This window comes from Glaciibacter kafniensis (assembly GCF_039538945.1).
GTDB lineage: Bacteria > Actinomycetota > Actinomycetes > Actinomycetales > Microbacteriaceae > Cryobacterium > Cryobacterium kafniensis.
Map to the genome: position 1 here is coordinate 1,116,628 of NZ_BAABCN010000002.1, position 23,016 is coordinate 1,139,643.

20 protein-coding genes and 1 tRNA gene are annotated in these 23,016 nt (G+C 62.9%); 6 read left to right on the plus strand and 15 right to left on the minus strand.

The annotated features are described in order from the left end of the window. Window positions 1-5: 5 nt before the first annotated feature. The 12 genes from leuD to ABD791_RS05810 all read right to left on the minus strand — a co-directional run bounded on the left by leuD (window position 6) and on the right by ABD791_RS05810 (window position 13,751). Complete coding sequence (gene leuD, locus ABD791_RS05755) at window positions 6-602, minus strand: 3-isopropylmalate dehydratase small subunit (RefSeq protein ID WP_345063283.1); 597 nt, start codon at window positions 600-602, stop codon at window positions 6-8. A gap of 2 nt (window positions 603-604) precedes the next feature. Next, on the minus strand, window positions 605-2,074 hold the full coding sequence (gene leuC, locus ABD791_RS05760) for a 3-isopropylmalate dehydratase large subunit (protein WP_345063286.1): 1,470 nt from the start codon (window positions 2,072-2,074) through the stop codon (window positions 605-607). 119 nt (window positions 2,075-2,193) lie between these two features. Continuing rightward, a complete protein-coding gene (locus ABD791_RS05765; protein WP_345063289.1) occupies window positions 2,194-3,018 on the minus strand; it encodes a PP2C family protein-serine/threonine phosphatase in 825 nt (274 codons plus the stop codon). 125 nt (window positions 3,019-3,143) lie between these two features. Next, window positions 3,144-4,169, minus strand: coding sequence for a TerC family protein (locus ABD791_RS05770; RefSeq protein ID WP_345063291.1), 1,026 nt, complete (start codon window positions 4,167-4,169; stop codon window positions 3,144-3,146). Between the two features lie 223 nt (window positions 4,170-4,392). Beyond that, complete coding sequence (locus ABD791_RS05775; RefSeq protein WP_345063293.1) at window positions 4,393-5,808, minus strand: NtaA/DmoA family FMN-dependent monooxygenase; 1,416 nt, start codon at window positions 5,806-5,808, stop codon at window positions 4,393-4,395. Further along, window positions 5,805-7,217, minus strand: coding sequence for an LLM class flavin-dependent oxidoreductase (locus ABD791_RS05780; RefSeq protein ID WP_345063296.1), 1,413 nt, complete (start codon window positions 7,215-7,217; stop codon window positions 5,805-5,807). Before ABD791_RS05780 ends, ABD791_RS05775 begins: the two co-directional genes overlap by 4 nt. 35 nt (window positions 7,218-7,252) lie before the next feature. Beyond that, entirely contained in the window at window positions 7,253-8,866 is a 1,614-nt protein-coding gene (locus ABD791_RS05785; protein ID WP_345063298.1) for a dipeptide ABC transporter ATP-binding protein, read from the minus strand. A gap of 101 nt (window positions 8,867-8,967) precedes the next feature. Further along, the gene (locus ABD791_RS05790) at window positions 8,968-9,822 is read right to left on the minus strand and encodes an ABC transporter permease (RefSeq protein WP_345063301.1); all 855 of its coding nucleotides are present in this window, start codon (window positions 9,820-9,822) and stop codon (window positions 8,968-8,970) included. Further along, window positions 9,819-10,856 (minus strand): ABC transporter permease, encoded by a 1,038-nt coding sequence (locus ABD791_RS05795; RefSeq protein ID WP_345063304.1) that lies wholly within the window; start codon window positions 10,854-10,856, stop codon window positions 9,819-9,821. Before ABD791_RS05795 ends, ABD791_RS05790 begins: the two co-directional genes overlap by 4 nt. Beyond that, a complete protein-coding gene (locus ABD791_RS05800) occupies window positions 10,834-12,477 on the minus strand; it encodes an ABC transporter substrate-binding protein (RefSeq protein WP_345063306.1) in 1,644 nt (547 codons plus the stop codon). Before ABD791_RS05800 ends, ABD791_RS05795 begins: the two co-directional genes overlap by 23 nt. Before the next feature lie 240 nt (window positions 12,478-12,717). After that, window positions 12,718-12,793 (minus strand) — tRNA-Glu (locus tag ABD791_RS05805). Window positions 12,794-12,848: 55 nt separating this feature from the next. Further along, on the minus strand, window positions 12,849-13,751 hold the full coding sequence (locus ABD791_RS05810) for a diacylglycerol/lipid kinase family protein (protein WP_345063309.1): 903 nt from the start codon (window positions 13,749-13,751) through the stop codon (window positions 12,849-12,851). A gap of 114 nt (window positions 13,752-13,865) precedes the next feature. On the opposite strand from ABD791_RS05810, the gene ABD791_RS05815 reads away from it, so the two are divergent. Continuing rightward, a complete protein-coding gene (locus ABD791_RS05815; RefSeq protein WP_345063312.1) occupies window positions 13,866-14,504 on the plus strand; it encodes an MBL fold metallo-hydrolase in 639 nt (212 codons plus the stop codon). A 196-nt stretch (window positions 14,505-14,700) separates the two neighbouring features. Here the strand turns inward: ABD791_RS05815 and ABD791_RS05820 are convergent, their stop codons facing one another. Beyond that, the gene (locus ABD791_RS05820) at window positions 14,701-15,654 is read right to left on the minus strand and encodes a DMT family transporter (protein ID WP_345063315.1); all 954 of its coding nucleotides are present in this window, start codon (window positions 15,652-15,654) and stop codon (window positions 14,701-14,703) included. Between the two features lie 63 nt (window positions 15,655-15,717). Here ABD791_RS05820 and ABD791_RS05825 point away from each other — a divergent pair, with 63 nt between their 5' ends. After that, entirely contained in the window at window positions 15,718-16,629 is a 912-nt protein-coding gene (locus ABD791_RS05825; RefSeq protein ID WP_345063318.1) for a LysR family transcriptional regulator, read from the plus strand. A gap of 38 nt (window positions 16,630-16,667) precedes the next feature. Here ABD791_RS05825 and ABD791_RS05830 read toward each other — a convergent pair whose 3' ends face one another. Next, a complete protein-coding gene (locus tag ABD791_RS05830) occupies window positions 16,668-17,336 on the minus strand; it encodes a GAP family protein (protein WP_345063319.1) in 669 nt (222 codons plus the stop codon). 359 nt (window positions 17,337-17,695) lie between these two features. Here ABD791_RS05830 and ABD791_RS05835 point away from each other — a divergent pair, with 359 nt between their 5' ends. Then, the gene (locus tag ABD791_RS05835; protein ID WP_345063321.1) at window positions 17,696-18,838 is read left to right on the plus strand and encodes an AI-2E family transporter; all 1,143 of its coding nucleotides are present in this window, start codon (window positions 17,696-17,698) and stop codon (window positions 18,836-18,838) included. 41 nt (window positions 18,839-18,879) lie between these two features. After that, window positions 18,880-20,382, plus strand: coding sequence for a hypothetical protein (locus ABD791_RS05840; RefSeq protein ID WP_345063324.1), 1,503 nt, complete (start codon window positions 18,880-18,882; stop codon window positions 20,380-20,382). 291 nt (window positions 20,383-20,673) lie between these two features. Here ABD791_RS05840 and ABD791_RS05845 read toward each other — a convergent pair whose 3' ends face one another. After that, complete coding sequence (locus tag ABD791_RS05845; protein ID WP_345063327.1) at window positions 20,674-21,375, minus strand: DedA family protein; 702 nt, start codon at window positions 21,373-21,375, stop codon at window positions 20,674-20,676. 345 nt (window positions 21,376-21,720) lie between these two features. Between ABD791_RS05845 and ABD791_RS05850 the strand changes: the two genes are divergently transcribed. Both ABD791_RS05850 and ABD791_RS05855 read left to right on the plus strand, forming a co-directional pair. Further along, window positions 21,721-22,146 (plus strand): pyridoxamine 5'-phosphate oxidase family protein, encoded by a 426-nt coding sequence (locus ABD791_RS05850; protein ID WP_345063330.1) that lies wholly within the window; start codon window positions 21,721-21,723, stop codon window positions 22,144-22,146. A 330-nt stretch (window positions 22,147-22,476) separates the two neighbouring features. Continuing rightward, the gene (locus ABD791_RS05855; protein ID WP_345063331.1) at window positions 22,477-22,998 is read left to right on the plus strand and encodes a flavodoxin family protein; all 522 of its coding nucleotides are present in this window, start codon (window positions 22,477-22,479) and stop codon (window positions 22,996-22,998) included. Window positions 22,999-23,016: the final 18 nt, after the last annotated feature.

Consider the following 23,016-nt stretch of genomic DNA (forward strand, 5'->3'; position numbering starts at 1 on the left):
ATTACCTACCTTGCAGGGAGAGTGCGGGGGCGCCATGACTCCCGCTGGGATTCGAATTCAGAAATCCGCGCCTCATCGCGCAGGGTCAGGCCGATGTCGTCGAGACCTTCGAGCAGCCGCCATCTAGTGTATTCGTCGATCTCAAATGAGACTGTGAGGTCGCCGAGTCGTGCTGTTTTGTCCAACAGATTGACGGTCAGTTCAATTCCCGGGCTCGCCTCAATGGCGCTCCACAGCAGCTCAGCGTCTTCTTCGGTAATCTGGCCGGCGACGAGGCCCTGCTTGCCGGAGTTGCCGCGAAAAATGTCGCCGAACCGGGGGCTGAGCACCACGTCGAAACCGTAGTCGCGCAAAGCCCAGACGGCGTGTTCGCGCGAAGAACCCGTGCCGAAGTCGGCGCCGGCCACGAGCACGCGGGCCCCCTGATAGGCAGGCTGGTTCAGCACGAAGTCGGGATCGGCGCGCCAGCCGGCGAAGAGCGCGTCTTCGAAACCGGTCTTGGTGACGCGCTTGAGATACACCGCGGGGATGATCTGGTCTGTGTCGACGTTCGAGCGGCGCAGTGGCACGCCGACGCCGGTGACTTCGCTGAATTTTTCCATGACTATTTGGCTCCGTCCAGGGTCAGGTCGTTCTTGGCAGTGGGGTCGAGGTCCCAGGGGCTCGACAGGGTGCCACGGATGGCTGTGGCTGCGGCGACGAGCGGAGAGACCAGGTGGGTGCGCCCGCCCTTGCCCTGTCGGCCTTCAAAGTTGCGGTTGCTTGTCGAGGCGCAGCGCTCCCCCGGTGCCAGCTGGTCAGGGTTCATGCCGAGGCACATGGAGCAGCCGGCGAAACGCCATTCGGCGCCGAAGTCGGTGAAGATCTTGTCGAGGCCTTCAGCCTCGGCCTCGAGGCGCACACGGGCGGAACCGGGCACGACGAGCATCCGGATGCCGTCGGCCATCTTTTTGCCCTTGATGATCTCGGCTGCGGCGCGCAGGTCTTCGACCCGGCTGTTGGTGCAGGAGCCGAGGAAGACCGTGTCAACACGGATGTCCTTCATCGGGGTGCCGGCGACGAGGTCCATGTATTCGAGCGCCCGCTCAGCGGCCGAACGTTCGTTGGCGTCGCTGATATCTGCCGGGTTCGGAACGGGCTCGGAGAGCGAGACACCCTGACCGGGGTTGGTGCCCCAGGTGACGAACGGTTCGAGCGTGTCGGCGTCGAGGATGACCTCGGCGTCAAACGTGGCGCCGTCATCGGTGGCGAGGGTGTCCCAGTAGGCGACGGCGTCGTCCCAGTCCTGACCGGCGGGCGCGTGGGCACGACCCTTGAGGTAGTCGTAGGTGATTTGGTCTGGCGCGACCATTCCGGCGCGGGCGCCGGCTTCGATCGACATGTTGCAGATCGTCATGCGGCCCTCCATTGAGAGGGAACGGATGGCACTGCCGCGGTATTCGAGCACGTAGCCCTGGCCGCCGCCGGTGCCGATCTTCGCGATGACGGCGAGGATGATGTCTTTGGCCGTGACGCCGGGGCGCAGGGTGCCGTCGACCGTGATCGCCATGGTCTTGAACGCCTTGAGCGGCAGCGTCTGCGTGGCCATGACGTGCTCGACCTCGCTGGTGCCGATGCCGAACGCCATCGCACCGAAGGCGCCGTGGGTCGAGGTGTGCGAGTCGCCGCAGACCACAGTGATGCCGGGCTGGGTCAGGCCCAGCTGCGGGCCGACGACGTGCACGATGCCCTGCTCGATGTCGCCCAGGGAGTGCAGGCGAACGCCGAACTCCTCACAGTTGCGGCGCAGGGTTTCAATCTGCGTGCGACTGGTGAGGTCGGCGATCGGCCGGTCAATCGCCAGGGTCGGCGTGTTGTGGTCTTCGGTGGCGATCGTGAGGTCGGGGCGCCGCAGGGGCCGACCGGCCAAGCGCAGGCCGTCGAAGGCCTGTGGGCTGGTCACCTCGTGCACGAGGTGCAGGTCAATGTAGATGAGGTCGGGGGTGCCGTTTTCGCCCTTGGCGACCAGGTGCTTGTCCCAGACCTTTTCGGCCAGGGTGCGGGGGCGCTCGCTCAACGTTGATGCGTCATTCATGGTTGTAGTTCTTCCTCAAAAAGGTGGTGGTCAGCCAACGACAGACTCCGCGACGAGGGAGGCCTTAGAACGAGGACTCGTCGCGGCACAGAAGAAGAAGTCGACCGGACAGCATAGTTTCAGGCTAACACTTCGATGGGGCGCGAATGTGACCCAACGACGATCGCCGTCAGGTTGTCACGCCCCCGATGATCGAGCGCCGCTGCCACCAACGCTTCGGCGACGGTGACTCCCCCACCGTTCTGTGCGGCAGTTTTGCCGGTCTCATGCGCGGCGAGAATGCGGGTCATCCGCTCAAGGGACAGCTCGTTGCTTACCCCGTCTGAGCAGATCAGGAATGTCTGGCGGCCATCGATCGGAATCAGCCAGACGTCGGCATCCGCATGGTCTGAGAGTCCGATCGCGCGGGTGATCACGTTGCGTTCCGGCCAGCTCTCCGCGTCTTCGGGCCGAAGCAGGCCGGCATCGATCATGGCCTGCACCGCAGAATGGTCGACGCTCAACTGGCGGAGAACGTGGCCGTCCCAGGTGTAAACGCGGGAATCGCCGATGTTGAAGGCCATCCAGCACAGGCCGGTGCCCTCGCCGGCATCCACGATCGCGACCCCGGCCAGCGTTGTGCCGGCCACGGCCGAGCCAAAGTCGTCAGCCGAACTGAGGTCGTGCACCGCATCGTTCGACGAATGGATGGCGTCGAGAATGCGTTCCGGTGTCGAGGGCACGTCACGTTCGATGTGCTCCTCGAAAACGCGCACCACCGTTTGGCTGGCCACTTCACCGCGCGCATGTCCGCCCATCCCGTCGGCGACGAGAAAGACAGGGGACCCGGCGAGAAAGCTGTCTTCGTTCACGCTGCGCACGAGGCCGATGTCGCTGTGTGCGCTGAAGCTGAGATGCGTGTGCTCTGTGGCAAGAATCAGGTCGGATTCCCCGTGTTCGCCCACCAACGCTCCGTTCAAATCTTTCGCCAATACTGTCGACGTCTCTCGTGTTAAGCGCGACATCCGGTGGTGCGACAACGTCAGTTGTCACAACCACCGGATGTCCACCGTAGCAATTGCAGAGAGAGTTACTCGCTTTCGACCGGGCGAATCTCCTCGGCCAGGGTGTGACCGCGGCGGCGGGCATCCCGGTTTGCCTTGATCAGGCTGGCGATTGTGGCGACGGCCATCGACGCGATGATCACCGCGAGCGACGTCCAGGTGTCGATCTCGGGCGCCCACTCGATTCCCTGGCCGCCGTTGATGAACGGCAGCTCATTGGTGTGCATGGCGTGGAAGACCAGCTTGACGCCGATGAAGAAGAGGATGAACGCGATGCCGTACTTGAGGTATTCCAGACGTTCGAGCAGCCCGCCGAGCAAGAAGTACAGCTGGCGCAGGCCCATCAGCGCGAACACATTGGCGGTGAAGACGATGAACGGGCTTTGTGTGATGCCGAAGATGGCGGGAATGGAGTCAAGCGCGAAAATCAGGTCGGTCGTGCCGATCGCGATGAAGACGATCAGCATGGGAGTGAAGAACTTCTTGCCGTCGATGACCGTGCGAACCTTCGCTCCATCGAAGTCGTTCGAGACGTTCATGTGGCGACGCAGAAAGCCGATCAGACGGTTCTCCTTGTCGGCAGCCTCGTCTTCCTTTGCGATCGCTTGGTGTACGGCGGTGTAGAGCAGGAAGGCGCCGAAGATGTAGAAGATCCAGCTGAAGTTCTCGATCAGTTGGGCGCCGAGCAGAATGAAGATTCCGCGCAGCACCAGAGCGATGATGATTCCCACCATCAGCACTTCTTGCTGGTACTTTCGGGGCACCGAGAACCTCGCCATGATGATGACGAAGACGAAGAGGTTGTCGATCGACAGGCTGTACTCGGTGAGCCAACCTGCCAAGAACTGACCGGCGTGCTCCGCTCCGCCGAAGATCAGCATCAGCAGAGCGAAGACCAGGGCGAGGACGACGTAGAAGCCGACCCAGAGGCTGGCTTCCTTCATCGAGGGAACGTGCGGGCGCTTGTAAACGATGAGAAGGTCGGCGACCAAGATGAGGGTCAAAACGACGAGGGATCCGATTTCAAACCAGATCGGGAGGGCAAGAGCCACGGGGAGCCTTTCAGCGGTCGGGGTGCGGGCAGCACAATTCCCGAAAGTCTCTCCCGCACTGAAAAACAGTGCCACCGCGCCCGGAGCTACAACGGTGCAGCCCGTATTGACGATCGCGGTATAGAACCTGAATCAGGTTCAGAGGGATACTCCCCTTCGCAAGAGAAAAGTCTACCGGATCGCGGCTGTGCCGGAGTTCGCGGAGCGAGCCGCGTGGCGTCTCTCACAGCTGGGGGGTGAGAGTGAGCGGCGGAAGTGGGTTGTCGAGATTCTTGCCGCCCCGATAGCGGGTCGCGACGTGCGGCTCGCTCAGGCGCGGTTCGCCACCGAAGAGTCGTTCTCGCAGCGTTTCGCCGTCGACGTAGGCGTCCCGCAACCGGCCGCGTTCCCGCAGGAGCGGCACCACGAGTTCGATGAAGTCTTGGGCCGTGCCGAACGAGTGATACTGACGCAAGTTGATCCCGTCGATTCCGACGTCGTCAAGCCAGGATTCGATGGCATCTGCGACGATGTCCGGAGTGCCGACGACAAAGAACTGTTCGTCCCAGGACTCGTCTATCGTCACCAGAAAATCACCGATCGTCTGATCCACTGGAAGGAACGCCGCGAATGGAAGATCGGCTTTACCCTCCCGACGCAGAGCCTCACCGACAGTGATCTCCGACGGATGCCCGGTGGGATCGAAGGGCAGACTGGCATGGGCCAGGCGTCCCTCGATGCTCGAGAATTGCTTGTACAGACGCAGTTTCTCGTGGGCCTCCTCGTCGGTGCGACCCACGACGATCCCCGCTTGCACGATGAACTTGATTGCGTCTTCGCCCCGGCCGTTCGCCGCCGCCGCCGCGCGCATCTCGGCGATGCTCTTCTGCACCCCGCTCGGGGTTGGCCCTCCGGTGAACACGACCTCGGCATGGCGACCCGCCAGCGCAGCGCCGGCTTTCGATGCAGTCGCTTGAAACAGCACTGGCGTGCGCTGACGCGAGGGTTCGGAGAGATGGGGCCCGGCCACACTGAAGTGTTCCCCGACGTGGTTGATGTACCTGACCTTTCCCGGATCGGAATAGGCGAGATTCTCCTTGTCGGCGATCACCGCATCGTCGTCCCAAGAGCCTTCCCACAGCTTGTACAAGACGTCGAGGTACTCATTGGCGATTTCGTAACGACGATCGTGGGCAATCTGGTCGTCGTGTCCGAAATTGCGGGCAGCATTCGGCAGATACGACGTGACGATGTTCCAGCCGATGCGGCCCTTGGTGAGGTGATCGAGGGTGCTGATCCGACGCGCGAATGCGAACGGCGGCTCATAGCTGGTCGAGAATGTCACGCCGAAGCCGAGGTGTTTGGTGACCGCGGCCATCGCAGGGATGACCAGAAGCGGGTCGTTGCTGGGGATCTGGAGGCCCTCCCTGAGCGCGGTCTCCGGGCCGTCACGAAAGACGTCATAGGCTCCGATGACATCGGCAAGAAACACCGCGTCGAACCCGCCTGCCTCCAGCAGCCTGGCCAATTCGATCCAGTAATCGATGTCATTGAATCGTTGGCGGTTGTTCTCCGGAAGCCGCCAGAGACCATGGGTGATGTGACTCACGCAGTTCATTTCGAAGAGATTCAGGATGAGACGCTTCGGTGCCACGGTCATGACTTCGCCTCGATCGGTTCAACATATGTCTGCGATATCGGGGATCCGTCGCTGAAGGCACCCCGGTAGCGGGCCGCCGGGTGGCGGTCGTTGATCAACGACTGCCCGAAGAGCTTCTGCCGCAACGTTCCTTCGCTGTACTCCGACTGGGCGAGCCCCCTGGCGCGCAAGACGGGGAGCACCTTGTCGGCGAACTCGGCGAACGAGCCGGGGATCACCCAGTTGATGACGTTGATTCCGTCGACGCCGGCCGCCTGCCACTCCGCGATCGTGTCGGCAATGCTCTCCGGCGTCCCGACGATGCGCGTGTCGCGGGAACGGGACAGGGCAAGGTCGGCCACGATCGGCTCGCGATCGGTGATGTGCTGAGAGACCCATTCCACGAAGCCCTTGGCCGTGTTCGTGTCGACATCCTTCAGCGGGGTGTCAGCGGCGTACACCCGGCCGGTTTTGTCGACGATCGCGGAATGCGCGGAGTACCCATCGACACTGACGTACTGCTCATACTCGAGCGCCTTCGCCTCTGCCTCTTCCTGGGTGTCACCGATCACGAAGCTCAGGCCCTGAAAGAACTTGATGTCGTCGGGGTTGCGGCCGTACGAGACCGCCAAGCGTCGCGTGTCGGCGATGAGTTCGGCTGCGATCGCCGGCGACGGGGCGATGATGAACGTCGCTTCGGCGTTGCGGGCCGCAAACCTGCGCCCCGACTCTGACGACCCGGCCTGGTAGAGCAGGGGTGTGCGCTGCGGCGACGGGGAGGGCAGGTGCGGCCCTTCAACCCGATAGCGCTTGCCGACGTGGTGAATCTTGTGAATTTTCGACGGATCGGAGAAGACGCCGCGTTCCCGGTCCTTGATGAGAGCATCGTCATCCCATGATCCCTCCCACAGCTTGTAGGTGACGTCGACATACTCCTCGGCCCATTCGTAGCGCTCCGCGTGGTCGGTGAGCTTCGGTAGCCCGAAATTGCGCGCGCCGTTGTCTTGCACGCCCGTCACAATGTTCCAGGCGATGCGGCCGTTGGAGATGTGGTCGAGTGTCGACAACTGGCGCGCGAAGTTGAACGGATGGTTCTGTGCCACGTTCGAGGTGAGCGCGAGTCCGATGTGCTCCGTGTGCACCGCGAGAGCGCTGAGCAGCACGGTGGGGTCGTTGCTCGGAATCTGCAGGCCCTCCGTCACATACACGTCGAAGTCGGCATCCGCGTCGCCATACAGACCGCTCACATCGGCGAAGAACATCGCGTCGAATTTTGCAGCTTCCAGAAGCTTCGCGAGGTCGATCCAGGTATTCACATCGTTGAACTCGGTTTGGCCGGCATCCGGTCGGCGCCACTGTCCATGATGGATGTGGGAGGCCGTGTTCATCACGAAGGCGTTGAAATGCAGGGGGGTGGTTTTGGAGCTCATGGGACTTCCGTTCTCGACGTTGACGATGTGTGGGGTCAGAGCGACGTCAACGAGTTGACGAGCTGCTGGGTGTACGGATGCTGCGGGCGGTTGAAGATCTGATCGGGAACGCCTCGTTCGACGACCACTCCGTCTTTCATCACCAGCACCCGGTCGCTCAAGTGGCTGATGACACCGAGATCGTGGGAGATGAAGAGATAGCTGAGGCCGAGCTGTTTCTGCAGAGCGACGAGCAGATCGAGCACCTGGGCTTGGATCGTCACGTCGAGTGCCGACACCGCCTCGTCGAGCACGATCACATCGGGTGAGGGAGCCAAGGCCCGAGCGATAGCGATGCGCTGGCGCTGCCCGCCGGAGAGCTGCAGAGGAAATCGGGGCAGGATGTCGGGGGTCAGGCCGACCTGGCCGATCAGCTCCAGCACCCGTTCCGTCTTGTCAGCCGGGCTGAGGTCCCTCAGCTCTGACAGGCTGTCGAGCAGGATCCGTTCGGTGTTCCAGCGCGGATCGAACGAGCTCAGCGGGTCTTGATAGACGACGGAGATCCGGGTGCGCAGTGCTCGGCGTTGTGATTCGCGGAGTGACGACCACTCCTGTCCCAGCAGGGTCACCGATCCGCCGTCGGTCGGCGTCAGGGCGAGGGCGAGCCGCGCCGTCGTGCTCTTTCCGGAGCCAGACTCCCCCACGATGCCGAGTGTCTCGCCGCGTTCCAGACTGAACGAAACGTGATTCACCGCCGTGCTCACCGACCCGTCGGGTGCAGTGAAATGCTTGATCAGATCGGTTGCTTCGAGCACGGGACCCGTGAAATCCGTTCGGGCGGTGGCGGCTCGTCTCGGTCGCGGACGCGCCGCGATGACGGACGGGGTGGAGAGCGGGGGCCCGAGCGGACGGCCGCGGGTCGCGGCACTCGGCACCGCGTTGATCAGCCCTCGGGTGTACTCGTGTTGCGAAGAGTGCAGAACCTGTGCCGCGTCGCCCTGCTCGACGACGTGCCCGCCCTTCATGACCAGAATCTGGTCGGCGAGATGGGCGACGACCGAGAGGTCGTGACTGATCAAGATGATCGAGACGCCGCGCTGTTTCATCTCCGTCAGGAGTTCGAGTACCTGGGCTTGAACCGTCACGTCGAGCGCTGTCGTCGGTTCATCGGCGATCACGATCTCGGGATCGAGCGCGATCGCCGACGCGATCAGGGCGCGCTGGCGGAGTCCGCCAGAAAGCTCATCCGGACGCTGACGCGCCCGGCTCTCGGGCAACGGAACTCCCACCGCGGCCAACAGGTCGACTGCCTGACGGCGGCGGGTCGTTCGTGTCCCCCAGCCGTGCAGACGCAGGGCCTCCTCGATCTCCTTGCCGACCGGTCGCAGCGGATCGAGTGAGACGAGGGCATCCTGAAGCACAAACCCGATGCGCTTGCCTCTGATGCTGCGCCACTGGCGCGGCGTCGTGTGGGTGAGGTCGACGTCGCCGAGCGTCAGGGCATCCGTTTCAACCGTCGCGTTCGCACCGGCGAGGCCGACGATCGCCCGGGCCGTGACGCTCTTGCCCGAACCCGACTCCCCGACGATGGCCAAGCAGGTTCCGGGCGCCAGGTCGAACGAGACGTCGTGCACGACGTGGTGCAGGCGCCCACCGCGTGCAAAACTCACGTTCAGATTCGAGACAGACAGGCGTGCCTCGGTGGGCGACCCAGAAGCGTCACTCGAGAGGGAAATCGTCTCCAGCGGAGCCACGGATTCACGAATGACAGTCATTTCTCTCCCTTTTCAAGCGCTGCTTGGATGTGTTTGCCGACCGTGGTCGCGGCGAGGGCGACGATGACGATGACGAGACCGGGAATCACGGTGAGCCACCAGGCCTGCGTGAGGTAGAGGCGACCCGCGTCGAGCAGCGCCCCCCATTCCGACGACGGCGGTGCCACCCCGAGCCCCAGGAATGACAAGCTCGATGCCCAGACGATGGACTGACCGACCGACAGCGTCATGATCGCGACGAGCGGCCGCACCGCGTTCGGAAAGATGTGCTGGCGCAGGATCTTGCTCCGACTGTGCCCCAGGGCGACAGCCGCCTCGACGTACCCTGACCCCTTGGCCGTGAGGATCTGCCCGCGGATGATGCGGGCGTACCCAGGCGCGGTTCCGACGCCAACGGCCAGAACCAGAGTCAGGGCAGAGGGACCCATCAGCGCAACCAGGAGCAGTGCGAGCAGGAGGGTCGGAAACGCGAACAGCACCTCGACGACGCGATTGACGGTGCCTGACACGAACCGGCCACTCAGCGCGGCCAACGACCCGAGAATCAGAGCAAGGCTGAGGCTGACGACGGTGGCGCCGAGGCCGATGAACAGTGATTCCCGTGCGCCGAAAATGACTCGGCTGTACAGGTCTCTGCCCGCTTCGTCGGTGCCGAACCAGTAACCGAAGCTGGGCGCGTGCAATGCATCGGCCAGATTGAGCGCGGAGGGGTCATGGGTGGCCAGGGCGGCCGGCCAGATCAGGGCGACGAGAAAGAAGACGATCGCCACCACCGACAGGATGAGAGAGAGCGGCAGTCGTTTGATCGGGAGGGGCGAGCTGGTGAGTGAAGTGACTTCCAGGGTGGTCATGAGCTGGTCAACCTCGGATCGATCAGACTGTATGCCAGGTCGACCACAAGGTTCGCGATGACGTACAGAGCGGCTATGAGAACGACAATCCCCGTGACGACCGGCATGTCCTGGGCGTTGACCGCCCCGACGAGTACCTTTCCGATGCCGGCCCGCGAGAAGACGGTTTCCACGACGACAGCACCGGAGATGGTGGCGCCGAGCGCCCACCCGGTGAGGGTGACGGCCGGGAGCGAGGAGTGCCGGAGCACATGCCGCACGCGGATTCCCCAGTCCCCCATGCCGCGCATCCGGGCAGAGATCACGAACGGTTGAGTGAGCGCCCGTTCGAACTCGGTGCGTGTCGCCTGCCCCATGAATCCGGCGAGTGGAATGGCGAGCGTCAGTGCCGGCAAGAACAGCCCAGCAGGGTTCGACCCGCTGATCACTGGAAACCAGCCGAGGTTGACCGAGAAGACGAGCAGCAGGATGATGCCGAGCCAGTAGTGCGGGAGCCCGGCGGCCGTCGTGTCGACAATCGACCCGAGTGCGCTCACGCGCGGCCCCCGGCCGGCCGTCAGCGTCACCCAGAGGATGAGGATCAGCCAGGCCAGTGCGATCGCCGTCAGTGTCAGGGTAATCGTCGGCAGGATCTGGTCGGCGATCACCGCGGTGACGGGCTTGTACTGCTGGTAAGAGAGTCCGAGGTTGCCGACGAGCAATCCCCTGATGTACTCGAAGTACTGTGCGATGAGCGGCTGGTGCAAGCCGTATTGCTCGTTGATCTGCGCAAGTTCTTCTGGGGTGCGGAGAATCGCTTGCCCCGCCCGGATGTTCAGGATGACCGTGGCCCGGTCGCCGGGAAGGGCCGCCTGTGCCAGGAAGGCCGCGGTGGCGGCCCCCCAGAGCACGATTGCTGCCCCGGCGAGTTTGCCGACGATGCGCCGAATCACGAGAGATCGGCGGGCGGTGGGGCTGATCCCGGGCAGTTGAGCCTCGGCGAACTGCGCCTCGGGTATCAGCGCCGCCGGGCTACTTGACGAAGTAGGCGTCATAGAAGATCGGGCCTCCCTGTGCGTTCTCCTGCCAGACATCCTTGAGGGATGGCGAGACGGCGAGAGTGCTCAGCCGGTCGTAGAGGCCGATTGAGAGCGCGTGGTCCGCGATGTATTCCTGCGCCTGCCCGTACAGTGCGTTCTGCGCATCGACGTCGACCGTGTTGTTGGCCGCGGTGATCAGCGCTTCGAGCTCGGGGTCGTTGTAGAACGCTGAGTTGTTGTAGTTGGGCGTTTCGGTGGTGTTCGCCCGCCAGTTGATCCAGAGGATTCCGGAGGTGACAGCGGTCCAGTAACCGGCCGCGATGTCGCGTTCCTCCGGCGTCGAATATTCACCCGCAAAGAATGCACTCTGCGGAACCGGAACAAGCTTCACCTGGAATCCGGCCGCCTTCGCCTGCTCCTGCACTCCTTGAAGGATCGAGGCGCCGTCGGCGTTGATGATGGATCCCGCACCGTACGGCAGCACGACCGAGAGCGTGGTTCCATCCTTCTGCCGGTAGCCGTCGGCGCCGGGCTTCCAGCCGGCGGCGTCGAGCAGGGCGCTCGCCTTCTTCGGGTCGTAACTGTAGGCATCCGCCGCGGCCTGGCTGTAACCGGGGGTGGACTGGCTCACCCCGCCGTTGCCTTCGTAGGGGATGACGCCCTGGCCGATCGTCTCGACGAGAGCCTTGCGGTCGAGGCTGTAGGCGAACGCCTGGCGCACCTTCTCATCGGCAAACGGGCCGGAGACGGTGTTGAACGAGAGCTGCTGGGGCCGACCGGGAGTGATGAATTTCTCGAGCTGGTAGCCGGCGGCCTCGAGGTTCTTCCATTCGATGGCCGGCACGTCGTAGATGGCGTCGGTTTCACCCGAGGTCAGCGAGGCGGCCCGTGTCGTGGGATCAGCGACGAACTTCCAGTCGATCGCGTCGACATAGGCGACGCCACTGTGCTTCGCGTTGGCGGGCGGCGAAGTGTATGCCTCGTTGCGCTTGAGCAGGATGTCCTCGCCGCGGTTCCACGTGTCGACCACGAAGGCGCCGGAACCGACGGGGCTTTCGCAGTTCTCTTCCTTGGTTCGGCTGGTCAGCGCCTGCTGCGACTGAATGCCGAAGTAGCCCTGGGTGAGGTTGTCGACGAGACGGGGGTACGGCTGGGAGAGATTGATCTGCACCGTCTGCGCGTCGATCGCGCTCGCCGACGAGTAGTAGCCCTCGAGCCAGACCTTGGCCGTGCTGTTTCCGCCGCCGAGCCAGTAGTCGAAGTTGTAAGCGATAGCTTCAGCATTGACCGGTGTCCCGTCGGTGAAGGAGACGCCGTTCTTCAGCGTGAAGGTCCAGGTCAGCTGGTCGGGCGAGACGCTCCAGGAATCGGCCAGCCACGGCACGACCTCGTGATTCTCGTCAAGCGAAACCAACCCGTCGAGCACCTGGGATGACAAGTACGCCTGCTCGATCCATCCGCCGAAAACGCACGCGGGCTCCTGCTGGTGACCGTAGACGATGGTGCCGCCCTCGACACGGGTGGCATCGGCCGCCGGTGCAACCGCAGCGCCGCCGCCCGCGCAGCCGGCCATGACGAACGTCGTCACCAGTCCGGCAGCGAGCAGTGGAAGAACGGTTGAGAGTTTTCGTGACATCAGCGTTGGGCTCCTCGTCAGGGCTGCGCGTGTGCAGCTGGGTAGCCCAAGACGCTACGCATGGCGGTCTGCGACCGCCACTCCCCCGGACACAGTGAGTAGCGCTAAGTCATTAATCGACTTGTGATTGACGGGGGTGTGCACCGAGTAATAAGAAGGAGCGGCGCGCCATGCCTCTGAGCACAAAAAAAGAACCCCCGAAAAACTTGAAGAATCAAGATTTTCGGGGGTTCTTTTGGTTGGTGACCCCAGCGGGATTCGAACCCGCGTTACCGCCGTGAGAGGGCGATGTCCTAGGCCGCTAAACGATGGGGCCGCTTGCAACTCATCGAGTATGTCACAGGATTCGCAGCAGGACCAAATTGAGCGAGTCAGACGTAAACACGCAGTGCCCCCGGCACAATATCGACCTGCGCAGGAAGGGCCCCGATACGTTCCCCGTCGGCATACGCAACGATGCCGTCAGCTTCAATTCTGACGCTCCGGCATCGCGTCAATTCAACCTTCGGATGCTGTGTATGCGTTCCGGAGAATACTTTCGGAAAGACCCGAAGAAACGCCAGTCGGGACAGGGGTTTTACGATGAACAAGTCGAGCAGTCCGTCGTCGATTTGAGCGTCGGGAGCGATCTTCATTCCCCCGCCGATCGACACATTGTTCGCCACAGAAATCAGCATTGCGCGCCGCTCGCTGGCGACCCCGTCGACGGTCAGACGATAGGAAATCGGGCGGAAGGTGAGCAGTTCACGGAGAATTGCGAATGTGTAGCGGCTCTTGCCACTCGGGCGTGTCATGCGATTCGCTCGTTCGTTGACGACGGCGTCGAAGCCGGCCGAGAGCGCTCCGGCGAACCATGTGGTCAGCTCGCCGTGCCGAACCTGCACGGCGTCGATCACACGCGGCTGCCCCTCAAGGGCTTCGAGCAGATGAAGGATCGATTCCTCGGCGTCTTGCCTCGGAATCCCGAGCCCGCGCGCGAGGTCGTTTCCGGTGCCGCAGGCCACAATCCCCAGGGGCAGCACAGTGCCGGCGACGATGTTCGTTCCCAGGCTCACCATGCCGTCACCTCCGACGACGACCAAAACGTCGAGGCCCCCCGCGACGCGTTCTTCGACGCTCCGGCGAAGAAGCTCGATGTTCGCCTCTTCGAGCGCGTACACCTCGTGTCCGGCGGCACGAAGTTCCTCGACAACGCGAGGTCCGACATCCCGCCGATGTCCGAATGAGGCTTGCGGATTAATCGCCACAGCGATACGGAGGGCGAGCACAGGCATAGAGGAGAGTATGGCGGTTGCGGGGCACTGGGTTTTGCGCCGGCTTATCGCGTGTTGCGTGTCGAACGCGGTCGTTTGTTGCGCACAGGCGCGATGAGGGTGTTGGCTCGACACATGCATCTCACCAAACTTGAACATGCCGCGTTGATTCTTGAACTCTCCGGCCAGAAGCTCTATATCGATCCAGGGGCGTTCACGACGCCGTTGACCGACACCGCGCACGCGGTCGCGATTGTGATCACCCATGAGCATGCAGACCACTGGACCCCTGAGCAGCTCGCACGGATTCTCGAGATGAGTCCCGATGCGACGATTTACGGCCCTCCCGGGGTCGCTGCGGCGGTCACCGACTATCCCGTGACCGTGGTGACTGCGGGAGACGTTGTCGAGGTGGAGCCATTCACCTTGCGCTTCTTCGGCGAAAAACACGCGGTCATTCACTCGTCGATCCCGGTGGTCGACAACATCGGAGTACTCGTCAATGACGAGCTGTACTACGCCGGAGACTCGTTCACGATTCCCGAGGGTGTCGAGGTCGGCACGCTTGCGGTTCCGGCGGGTGCGCCGTGGCTGAAAATCAGTGAAGTGATCGATTACGTGCTCGCGGTGAAACCGAAGCGCAGTTTTCCCACTCACGAGATGGTGCTCTCTCGTGCGGGCAAAAACCTCTCGAATGCGCGAATTCAAGCCGCGACCGAGCAGGGTGGCGGCGAGTTCTTCGCACTGGAGCCGGACGACTCGCTCGATCTGTAAAGCGCTGCTCGGTGACTCACTCGGGGTGACTCTCTCGCCAGGCGGGTCCGAAATCAGGAACGGAGTGCGTGTCGCCTCAGCGAGGGCCCGCCGTTCCGCGGGCACGCCTCTGCCGACACACCTCCACTCCTGATTTCGGTACCCCGTCGGCGTCGCCTTGCTCGGCTCGACTGTCTCGACCAACGAGGTGGTTGGGTCACCGGCTCTCGACAGGCTCGACCAACGGCTGCTCCAGACGCGGAGCTGCCGCGCCGCGATGCCGGGATTCGATTCGCTGCCCCCAGAACGTGCCGCCGATGATGAGCGCGGCGCCGAGCATCCCGACCAGCCCCAGGGTCTCAGCGCCGAGGCTGACGCCGACCAGCACTGCCCAGATCGGTTCAGTCCCCATCAGCAGGCTGGCGCGCGCCGCCGAGGTGCGCTGCACGGCCCACAGCTGCGCAAGAAATGCGAAGACGCTACAGGCGAGTCCGAGGTAGAGCACCCCCAGCCACTCGGCGAGGCCGAACCCGAGCGCCGCGCGCACGAAACCCGGGGCATCCGCTGCGATAAAGATCGTCGTGCCCACCAGCATCTGCACGAGTGTGATCGTGATCACGCTGAACTGATGGGAACGAGTGAGCCGACCCAGCATCGTCACGTGGAAGGCACGCACCCCTGCCGCCGCGAGCACGAGCAGGTCGCCGAAGTTGGGCGCCTGGAATCCGTGTGCGGAGACCAGCAAGGCCACGCCGACCACCGCGATCACCGCAGCGATGAAGAAGGGGCGCGGCAGCCAGTTGCGTGCAGCCAGGGACTCCAGAATCGGCGTGAAGATGATGGTCAGGCTGATGATGAGGCCGGCGTTTGTGGCCGATGTCACGGCAACCCCTGCGGTTTCCAACAGCAAAATCGACGCTTGGGTCAGGCCGAGAATCCCGCCGACCAGCCATTCGCGATGCGAGGGCATCCGCCCCCGCATGACAAGCCACACCGCGAGGAGAGCCACCAACGCCACCGCGAATCGGAGTCCAAGCACGACGACAACACTCGCCTGTTCGGTGAGCACTTTGGCGGCCAAGTAGCTTCCGCCCCACACCGCTGCGACCGCAATCAGAACCAGGTCGATGCGGCGAGTCGAGAGAAGGGAAATGACGTTCACGTGTTCCATCGTGGCAGCCAAGTTCGTGAAGAGAAACTACGCTTTGCTGAACTGAGGGTTTAGCATTTACTTATGGATCTGCATCAGCTGATGATTCTTCGCGAGCTGGGCGAACGCGGCAGTGTTGCCGCGGTCGCTCGTGCACTGTTCGTCACACCCAGCGCTGTCTCGCAGCATCTGAGCGCCTTACAGCGGGATGTCGCGGTGACATTGACCGAAAAGCGTGGTCGCACTCTCGCACTCACCCCGGCGGGCGTGGCCCTGGCCAGGGCGGCGGTGGGCGTGTCGGTCGCGATGGCCGAGGCCGAGAGGGCCGTTGACGAATTTCGCGCAGATTCCGTCACACCGGTCACCGTCTCCGCGTTTCACAGCGCCGGCTTCGCGTGGTTCGGCGCTCTGCTCACAGCTCTGGGCGCCGGCGACGGTCCCCCAGTGAGCGTCAGTGATGAAGACATCGCCCAGACCGAGTTTTCGGCTCTCGTTGCCGACTACGACCTCGTCGTCGCTCACCGCATCGACCATGAGCAACCTTGGCCAGAGCACCTCGCCGTGACGCCCCTCATCTACGAGAGGTTCGATGTCGCCATTCCCCGCGGACATCCGCTTGCCGCCCGTTGCTCCCTCACCGTCTCCGATGTTGCAGATGAGCGATGGATCAGCCCCCACAGCGGATTTCCGGTGGCTGGGGCGCTTAACGTCGTGGCGGTGGCGGCCGGTCGGCCCCTCAACATCAGCCATCGCATCAACGAGTTTTTTGTGGCCGGCCGCATCGTCGCAGCCGGAGGCGCACTCGCGCTGATGCCGCGCGACACGATGAAGCCGGGGCCCGATGCCGGCTACGTCCTTCGCCCATTCGAGTCGCTTCGAATCGGGCGACAAATCGATGTGCTCAGCCGGCCGGAAACCCTGCTGCGAGCGTCAGTGCGCACGGTCCTTGACACACTCATCGCGGTCGCTGTTCCAGTGGGATCTCCGGCCGGGTAGGCCAGCCGAATCTGCCGGGTCGCCCCCTCGGCCGTGCCTCAGAGCCGAGTCAGTCCATTGCTGAAGATGACGACGCCGATCACCAACATAATCACGATCGACACCGTGCGATTGTTTCGTTCCAGCCACCCTCTGACCTGGAGCAGGCGCGGTTCCATGCGCGTTGGCGACGCCAGGGTCATAATCACGGGTATCGAGACAGTCAGCGATGCGACAAGGGTGTACACGCCGATGACAATGGCAGCGGATGCGGCGCTCAAGTCGTCAGCGTTGAGCGATACTCCGATCGCTGCACTCAGCAGCAAAGCCTTCGGACGCAGATTCAGACCAACCGCCAACCCAAATGCGGAGAAGGGGCCGATAGAGCTCACCGCTCTCAGCCACCGAGGCAGCGATTCAGAGGTGGGTCGTCCTATTGCTTTCCGCCAGGCGACGATGGAGAACACGACGAGCGCGAGCCCCACGATCATCAACACAAGCGCGACGCCGAGATCCGGTCGCCTCGCCGAGCTTTCGGGAAGCAGATTGGCGAAGAGAGTAAACGCTGCGGCGACACCGGCGAGGCCGACGAGCCAGCCGAGCAAGAAAGGGATCGATGAACGATTGCGGGTTGGGGACAGCAGGATCAGGATGATCACGGTGATCGGCACCGAGCTGAGCGCCACAGCAACGGCAATCGGAAGCACGTGCCCCACAGCCTGCAGCATCGGCCGGCCTCTCGTTGTCTTCTGAATTGACGTCAGTGCGCTGAATCAATGCGCTGTTGCAACCCGAATGCTGTTGCAAGCCACTGACGCGATTCTGACAGATAGCCGCACGCAGGAATAGTCGCACAGAGTTCGACGCGGCGGCGTCATCGCTCCCGCCCGGCGTCGATCTCCAGCGCGACCGAGTGCGCCCGATCAAAGAATTTCCCACGGAATGTCGCGCGCCCGGCAATACTGGTGCTGCGACATTCGGAAAACCGTCTGTCGACCTTCGCGGGAGAGCGGCGTGGGCTATGAGACGTAAGAGAGTTTCCGACAGACCTGACGAGATTGTCAGCAGACCCGCCGAGCCTGAGTCTGTGGCCTCGCGGGGCTTTCCTCGTGGAACAATTCTGCTGATCGGCCTCGCGTCCGCGACGGTGACGGCAATCGGGATCAGCAGCATCAAAGGCATCCTTGCCCCGGTGCTGTTGACGCTCATCTTGAGCATTTGCGCTCACCCCGTGCGCACCGGGCTCGAAAAGCGCGGCGTTCCACATGGGCTGGCGACCGGTTCCGTCATTCTCGTCGTCTTCCTCCTACTCGCCGGGTTTGCATACACCCTCGTCATCGCGTTCGCCCAGTTCGTGAACATGCTCCCCCAGTATTCAGACCAGTTTGCCGAGATCGGCAAGAACATCGCCGCGTGGCTGCAAAGCATTGGGATCAGTCAGACCCAAGTGGCCTCGGTAGAGGCGGGCTTCGACCCCAGCACGATCATCAGCTTCTTCAGCGGCATTCTCGGCAGTGTTTTCAGCATCACCGGCGTGCTGGTCATCATCTTGACCATGCTCATTCTGATGAGCGCCGACGCGGTCTATGTGCCGACGATTCTGCGCCAGCTGCGCCCCCGCAAGCCCGACCTCGTCACGGCGCTCACCGGTTTCGCGTCAAACGTGCGCCGATACATGGTGGTCACCACCGTTCTCGGAGTCGCACAGGGCGCACTCAACGCCATTGCGCTGTGGATTATGGGCGTCCCAGCTGCGCTGCTCTGGGGGCTGCTTGCATTTCTCTGCAGCTTCATTCCGAACATCGGCTACTTCTTCGCGATCATCCCGCCGATCATCTTCGGGTTTCTCGTGGGCGGCTGGCCCACCGTCATCGCGGTGATCATTGTCTACGGGGTCATCAACGCGGTCATCCAGTCGATCATCCAGCCGCGTGTTGTCGGCAATGCCGTGGCACTGAGTCAGACCATCACATTCTTCTCTGTCTTGTTCTGGGCCGTCGTCATCGGCCCGATTGGCGCCATCCTGGCCATTCCTCTCACGCTGATGGGCCGCATGGTGCTCATCGATGCGAACCCGAGCGCCCAGTGGATCCGGCCAGCGATCGGCGACACCACCGAAACGCGTCAGATCATGAAGACCCAGGATGCCGCGAACAAGCAGGAGCGACAGTCAAAACGGGGCGCCCGCACAACGACGACCCCCGGCGATCCGGAGCCCGACGGCGAGTGAGCGGGGCGGCAGCCCTGCGTGATCGCCGATATCAGTAAATAATGAGTCACAGCCAGACGATCGGGGACAACATGCCAGAGCAAAGTCAGGACGAGATTCTGCGCCGCCTCACCGAACTCGAGGCCGAGAATCGCGAACTCAAGTTTCGTACCGCTGTACTTGACGCGTCTGAATCGACGGTCGCGCCCGCCACCCGCGCTCCCCAGAGACGCCCCTGGGGCTGGACGGTTCTGGCGACAGTGCTCATCGTGCTCGGTGCGATACTCGCCCCCGTCGCGATTGTCGCAACCTGGGCGCAGGTCACGCTGACCGACACCGACAGGTTCGTCGCCACGTATGCCCCCCTCGCCGACGACGCAGCGGTGCAGAAATATGTGACCGACGAGGTCGTCACAATCATCAACGATCAGGTGGACATTCCAGCCTTGACGTCAAATGTGATCGACGGAATCACCTCGCTCGGTACTCCGCCTGCTGCCACCAAAGCACTCGAGGCGTTGAAGGGCCCGGCCGCCGCAGGATTGCAGTCGCTGATTCAAAATCGGGTCGCACAGTTCGTCGGCTCTGAAACGTTTGCGACGGTGTGGGAGCAGGCGCTGCGCATTACCCACTCGCAGTTCGTCGCGACCATGCAAGGCAACCCGAAGTCGGCGATCGCCATCGGATCCGACGGGTCGATCGGCATCCAGCTCGGCCCCATCATCGAAGCGGTGAAGTCGGCACTCGTTGAGCAAGGCATCTCCATCGCCGAGCAAATTCCCACGATCAATCGCACCATCACTGTTGCTCAGTCCGATGCGATCCCGACCGTGCAGCTCGCCTACGGATTGGCCGTCGCCGCCGGCGCCTGGCTCTCCTGGGTCGCTCTCGGGCTGCTCGCCGCCGGAGTTCTCGTCGCGCGGCGCAAGAGCCGAGCGCTGATCTGGGCCGCCGTCGCTCTCGCCATCATGTCTGCGCTCACCGTCGCTGCGTTCGCCATCGGAAACGGGGTGTTCATCACCTCGGTCAGCCCGACGCTCTTGCCCAGTGATGTCGCGGGAGTTCTCTACGCCACGGTGATCGGCGCGATGCAACAGACCGCCGTCGCCGTTCTGACGCTGGCCCTTGTCGTCGCCATCGTCGGCTGGTTGGCCGGGCCATTTGACACCCCGCGAAAGCTACGCGGCTTCGTCTCCGCGGGTGCAGCATCGCTGCGCGCCGTGGCCGAACGACGCGGGCTGACGACCGGCCGGTTCGGTGAGGTGCTCTATGCACAGCGGGTGCTGATCCATGCCGCGATCGCGGTCATCGCTGCCGCCGTGATCGTGTTCGTTCGACCAATTTCAACATCGTTGATTTTCTGGACGCTCCTCATCTCGGTTATCGTTCTGGCGCTCATTGAGCTGCTCCAGCGGCCGCCCGCCGATGAGTCGGCGAGCCTGAGTCCGGCGACACCGGACTCAGTGACAGCTGATGCGTCGGCGACGTCAACGGATGCGTATGGTGCGTCAGGTGCGACAGAAGCCGACGCCACCCAGACCGAAGTCATCCTCCCCGAGAAATAGACGCCAGCCCAGGCACGAAAGGTCCACCATGAAACTCGGAGCGTTCTCCGTCAGTCTCACCGCATCCCGCTGACGAGTTCACCGATGTGCGCGAGTTGAGCGCTCAGCTCACCGCGAGCGGAATTACGACCGTCGCAGACACGACAGGAGATTCACCGAGCGGGCCGGCAAGTTTCACAATCTCAGACCCCGACGGCAACGTGATTCTCTTCGATCAGCACGTCTGAGCGTCGGTGCACCAGACAGACCAGCCCGTGACAGCATGACGCGGGGTCGACCGCGACGGTGCGATCAGACCAGGTCTAGGTCAGGGTCAACAACGATCTCGGCCGTCTCATCGATGGCGTGATTCTTGCGGCGGGTCAGACTCGCATGCCCGGCCCTCCCGAGTTCGAGAAGGATCGGAATCCCTGACAAGAGAACGATGCCGATAATGAAGTACTCGGCATACTCGGCGACGAAGTCGATCTGGCCCAGAAAGAATCCGACAAGGGTCAACCCAACGCCCCACAAGAAGGCACCGAGGAGATTGAACGTCACGAAGGTTCGGTAGCGCATCCTGCCCACACCGGCGGCCACGGGAACGAAGGCACGAAACACCGGGAGGAAGCGGGCCATGATGATCGCCTTCCCTCCGTGCTTCTCGAAGAAGGCGTTGGTTCGTTCGACGTTCTCTGGGTTGAAGAACCGGCTCTGCTCACGTTTGAACACTGCGGGCCCGGCCTTGCGTCCGATGTAATACGCAAGCTGGTCGCCGGCAAATGCCGCGACAAAAATCACGGATGCCGTGACCCAGATCGGGAAGTCAACGAATCCGGTCGCCGTGAGCAGCCCCACGGTGAAGAGCAGCGAGTCGCCGGGGAGGAACGACAGCACGATGAAGCCGGTTTCGACGAAGACGACGCTCGCGACGCCGAGAAGGAGAAACGGACCGAACCAGCGAATCAGCCAGTCGGCGTCGAGGAATTCAAGTCCCAGGATGCTCGTAAACATGAAGAAGACAATTCCCTTGCGATTGTTGGGCGGAGTGGTGAGCAGCGCCCGAATGAGGCAGCGGCCCGTGGAACAGCGGCGCCGAACCCTCAATCTGCCGCGTGATCTCGCGGAAGCTGGTGGATTCAGTTTACCCAACCGATGCTGAGTGATTCAGGCATGGCTCCTCCACCCGGGAGCATCCGGAAGACCTGCCAGAAATTCGTGACTGGGTCTGGACCCCGCGCAATGCCGAGCGGCCGGCGGAACCACCGAGCGTACAGCGTGCCCGTGATTCTGACGCCAGAACTCCCCTGATCGCAGACTGGGGATCGTGTTCTGCGGAGCGAAGTGGGACGATGAGACATGGACATCGACGATCAACTCCCGATCGAACACCTCGACGAAGACGCATGCTGGGAGCTCCTCCTCTCCTCCAGCCTGGGTCGCCTGGCGATGAGCGTGGGCGGCGAGCCCGACATCTATCCGGTGAACTTCGTCGCCGCCGACCGACGGCTCTTTTTCCGCACCGCAGAGGGTTCCAAATTGCTGGAACTCACGGTGAACAATCGGATTGCTTTCGAAACCGACGGGGTCGGTCGTGAGGAGGCCTGGAGCATTGTCGTGAAGGGAACCGCGCGAATTCTGGAGAAACGATCTGAGATCGATGCAGCGGAAGAACTTCCGCTGACTCCGCTCATCCCCACACTCAAGTACATCTACGTTGAGATCACTCCGATGCACGTCTCGGGTCGCCGTTTCACACTGGGTCCCGAACCAGAACGGTTCTGAGTAGAAGACGCAGCCTAGTCAGCTCGAAGCGAAGAACGGCGGGATGCGCGGCGGGCTGCACTTCCGGTTGCGAGCCAGACGAGGAAGAGCGGACCGAAGACCCCCTCGGTCATGCCGAAGATGAGGCCGTTAGCACCGCATATAGCGCGCTGAGGAGCAGGCACGAACAGTTGAACGAGTGAGCAATGACAGCACGCGTGGTCTCCCATTCCTCGGATGTTCACAGTGTGCGGCCAGATAACGTCAAAATCTAGGCACACAGTGCCCGAGGGTTTCGTGCCGCGCTTCCACCACCTAGTCTTGCGTCACATCTGACGAACGGAGAGCGTCATGCGAGCACTCGTTGTCTATGAAACGATCTGGGGAAACACCGAGCAGATAGCGCGCGCAATCGCCACAGGCCTGAGAGTAAGCATGACCGTAGAAATCGTGGACTCTGAGTCGGCACCGACAGTCGTGAACCATTACGACCTTGTGGTCGTCGGCGGGCCGACCCATGCCTTCTCCATGACGCGGTCCTCGACCAGAGAAGGAGCCGTCGCTCAGCGGGGCGCACCTCGGGCACCGGCAAAGGGCATCAGGGAGTGGCTCGTTGAGGTGACACCGCCGGGTCGGGCCGTTTCAGCGGCGACATTCGACACGCGAGTGAATGCGCCACGGCTGCCGGGGTCAGCAGCCAAGGCCGCCAAGCGGGAGCTCAAGGAGCTCGGCTTCAACATCGTGGCCAAGCAGAAGTCATTCCGCGTGCACGGTTACGAAGGCCCTCTCCTCGACGGAGAGCTCGAGCGTGCTGAGCAGTGGGGACGCGAACTCGCAACGGTAACCGCGCACTCTGGAACTGAGCATCCGTAGCCTGTCGCATCGCTGATA

What these genes read in the sequence shown, in the direction of transcription:
- ABD791_RS05850 (WP_345063330.1), top strand. Translation starts at nt 21,721, where the DNA reads ATGGACATCGACGATCAACTCCCGATCGAACACCTCGACGAAGACGCA.
- ABD791_RS05780 (WP_345063296.1), bottom strand. Translation starts at nt 7,217, where the DNA reads ATGAGCTCCAAAACCACCCCCCTGCATTTCAACGCCTTCGTGATGAAC.
- ABD791_RS05825 (WP_345063318.1), top strand. Translation starts at nt 15,718, where the DNA reads ATGGATCTGCATCAGCTGATGATTCTTCGCGAGCTGGGCGAACGCGGC.
- ABD791_RS05775 (WP_345063293.1), bottom strand. Translation starts at nt 5,808, where the DNA reads ATGACCGTGGCACCGAAGCGTCTCATCCTGAATCTCTTCGAAATGAAC.
- ABD791_RS05840 (WP_345063324.1), top strand. Translation starts at nt 18,880, where the DNA reads ATGAGTCACAGCCAGACGATCGGGGACAACATGCCAGAGCAAAGTCAG.
- ABD791_RS05855 (WP_345063331.1), top strand. Translation starts at nt 22,477, where the DNA reads ATGCGAGCACTCGTTGTCTATGAAACGATCTGGGGAAACACCGAGCAG.
- ABD791_RS05820 (WP_345063315.1), bottom strand. Translation starts at nt 15,654, where the DNA reads ATGGAACACGTGAACGTCATTTCCCTTCTCTCGACTCGCCGCATCGAC.
- ABD791_RS05810 (WP_345063309.1), bottom strand. Translation starts at nt 13,751, where the DNA reads ATGCCTGTGCTCGCCCTCCGTATCGCTGTGGCGATTAATCCGCAAGCC.
- ABD791_RS05795 (WP_345063304.1), bottom strand. Translation starts at nt 10,856, where the DNA reads ATGACGCCTACTTCGTCAAGTAGCCCGGCGGCGCTGATACCCGAGGCG.
- leuC (WP_345063286.1), bottom strand. Translation starts at nt 2,074, where the DNA reads ATGAATGACGCATCAACGTTGAGCGAGCGCCCCCGCACCCTGGCCGAA.
- ABD791_RS05790 (WP_345063301.1), bottom strand. Translation starts at nt 9,822, where the DNA reads ATGACCACCCTGGAAGTCACTTCACTCACCAGCTCGCCCCTCCCGATC.
- ABD791_RS05815 (WP_345063312.1), top strand. Translation starts at nt 13,866, where the DNA reads ATGCATCTCACCAAACTTGAACATGCCGCGTTGATTCTTGAACTCTCC.
- ABD791_RS05800 (WP_345063306.1), bottom strand. Translation starts at nt 12,477, where the DNA reads ATGTCACGAAAACTCTCAACCGTTCTTCCACTGCTCGCTGCCGGACTG.
- ABD791_RS05845 (WP_345063327.1), bottom strand. Translation starts at nt 21,375, where the DNA reads ATGTTTACGAGCATCCTGGGACTTGAATTCCTCGACGCCGACTGGCTG.
- leuD (WP_345063283.1), bottom strand. Translation starts at nt 602, where the DNA reads ATGGAAAAATTCAGCGAAGTCACCGGCGTCGGCGTGCCACTGCGCCGC.
- ABD791_RS05830 (WP_345063319.1), bottom strand. Translation starts at nt 17,336, where the DNA reads ATGCTGCAGGCTGTGGGGCACGTGCTTCCGATTGCCGTTGCTGTGGCG.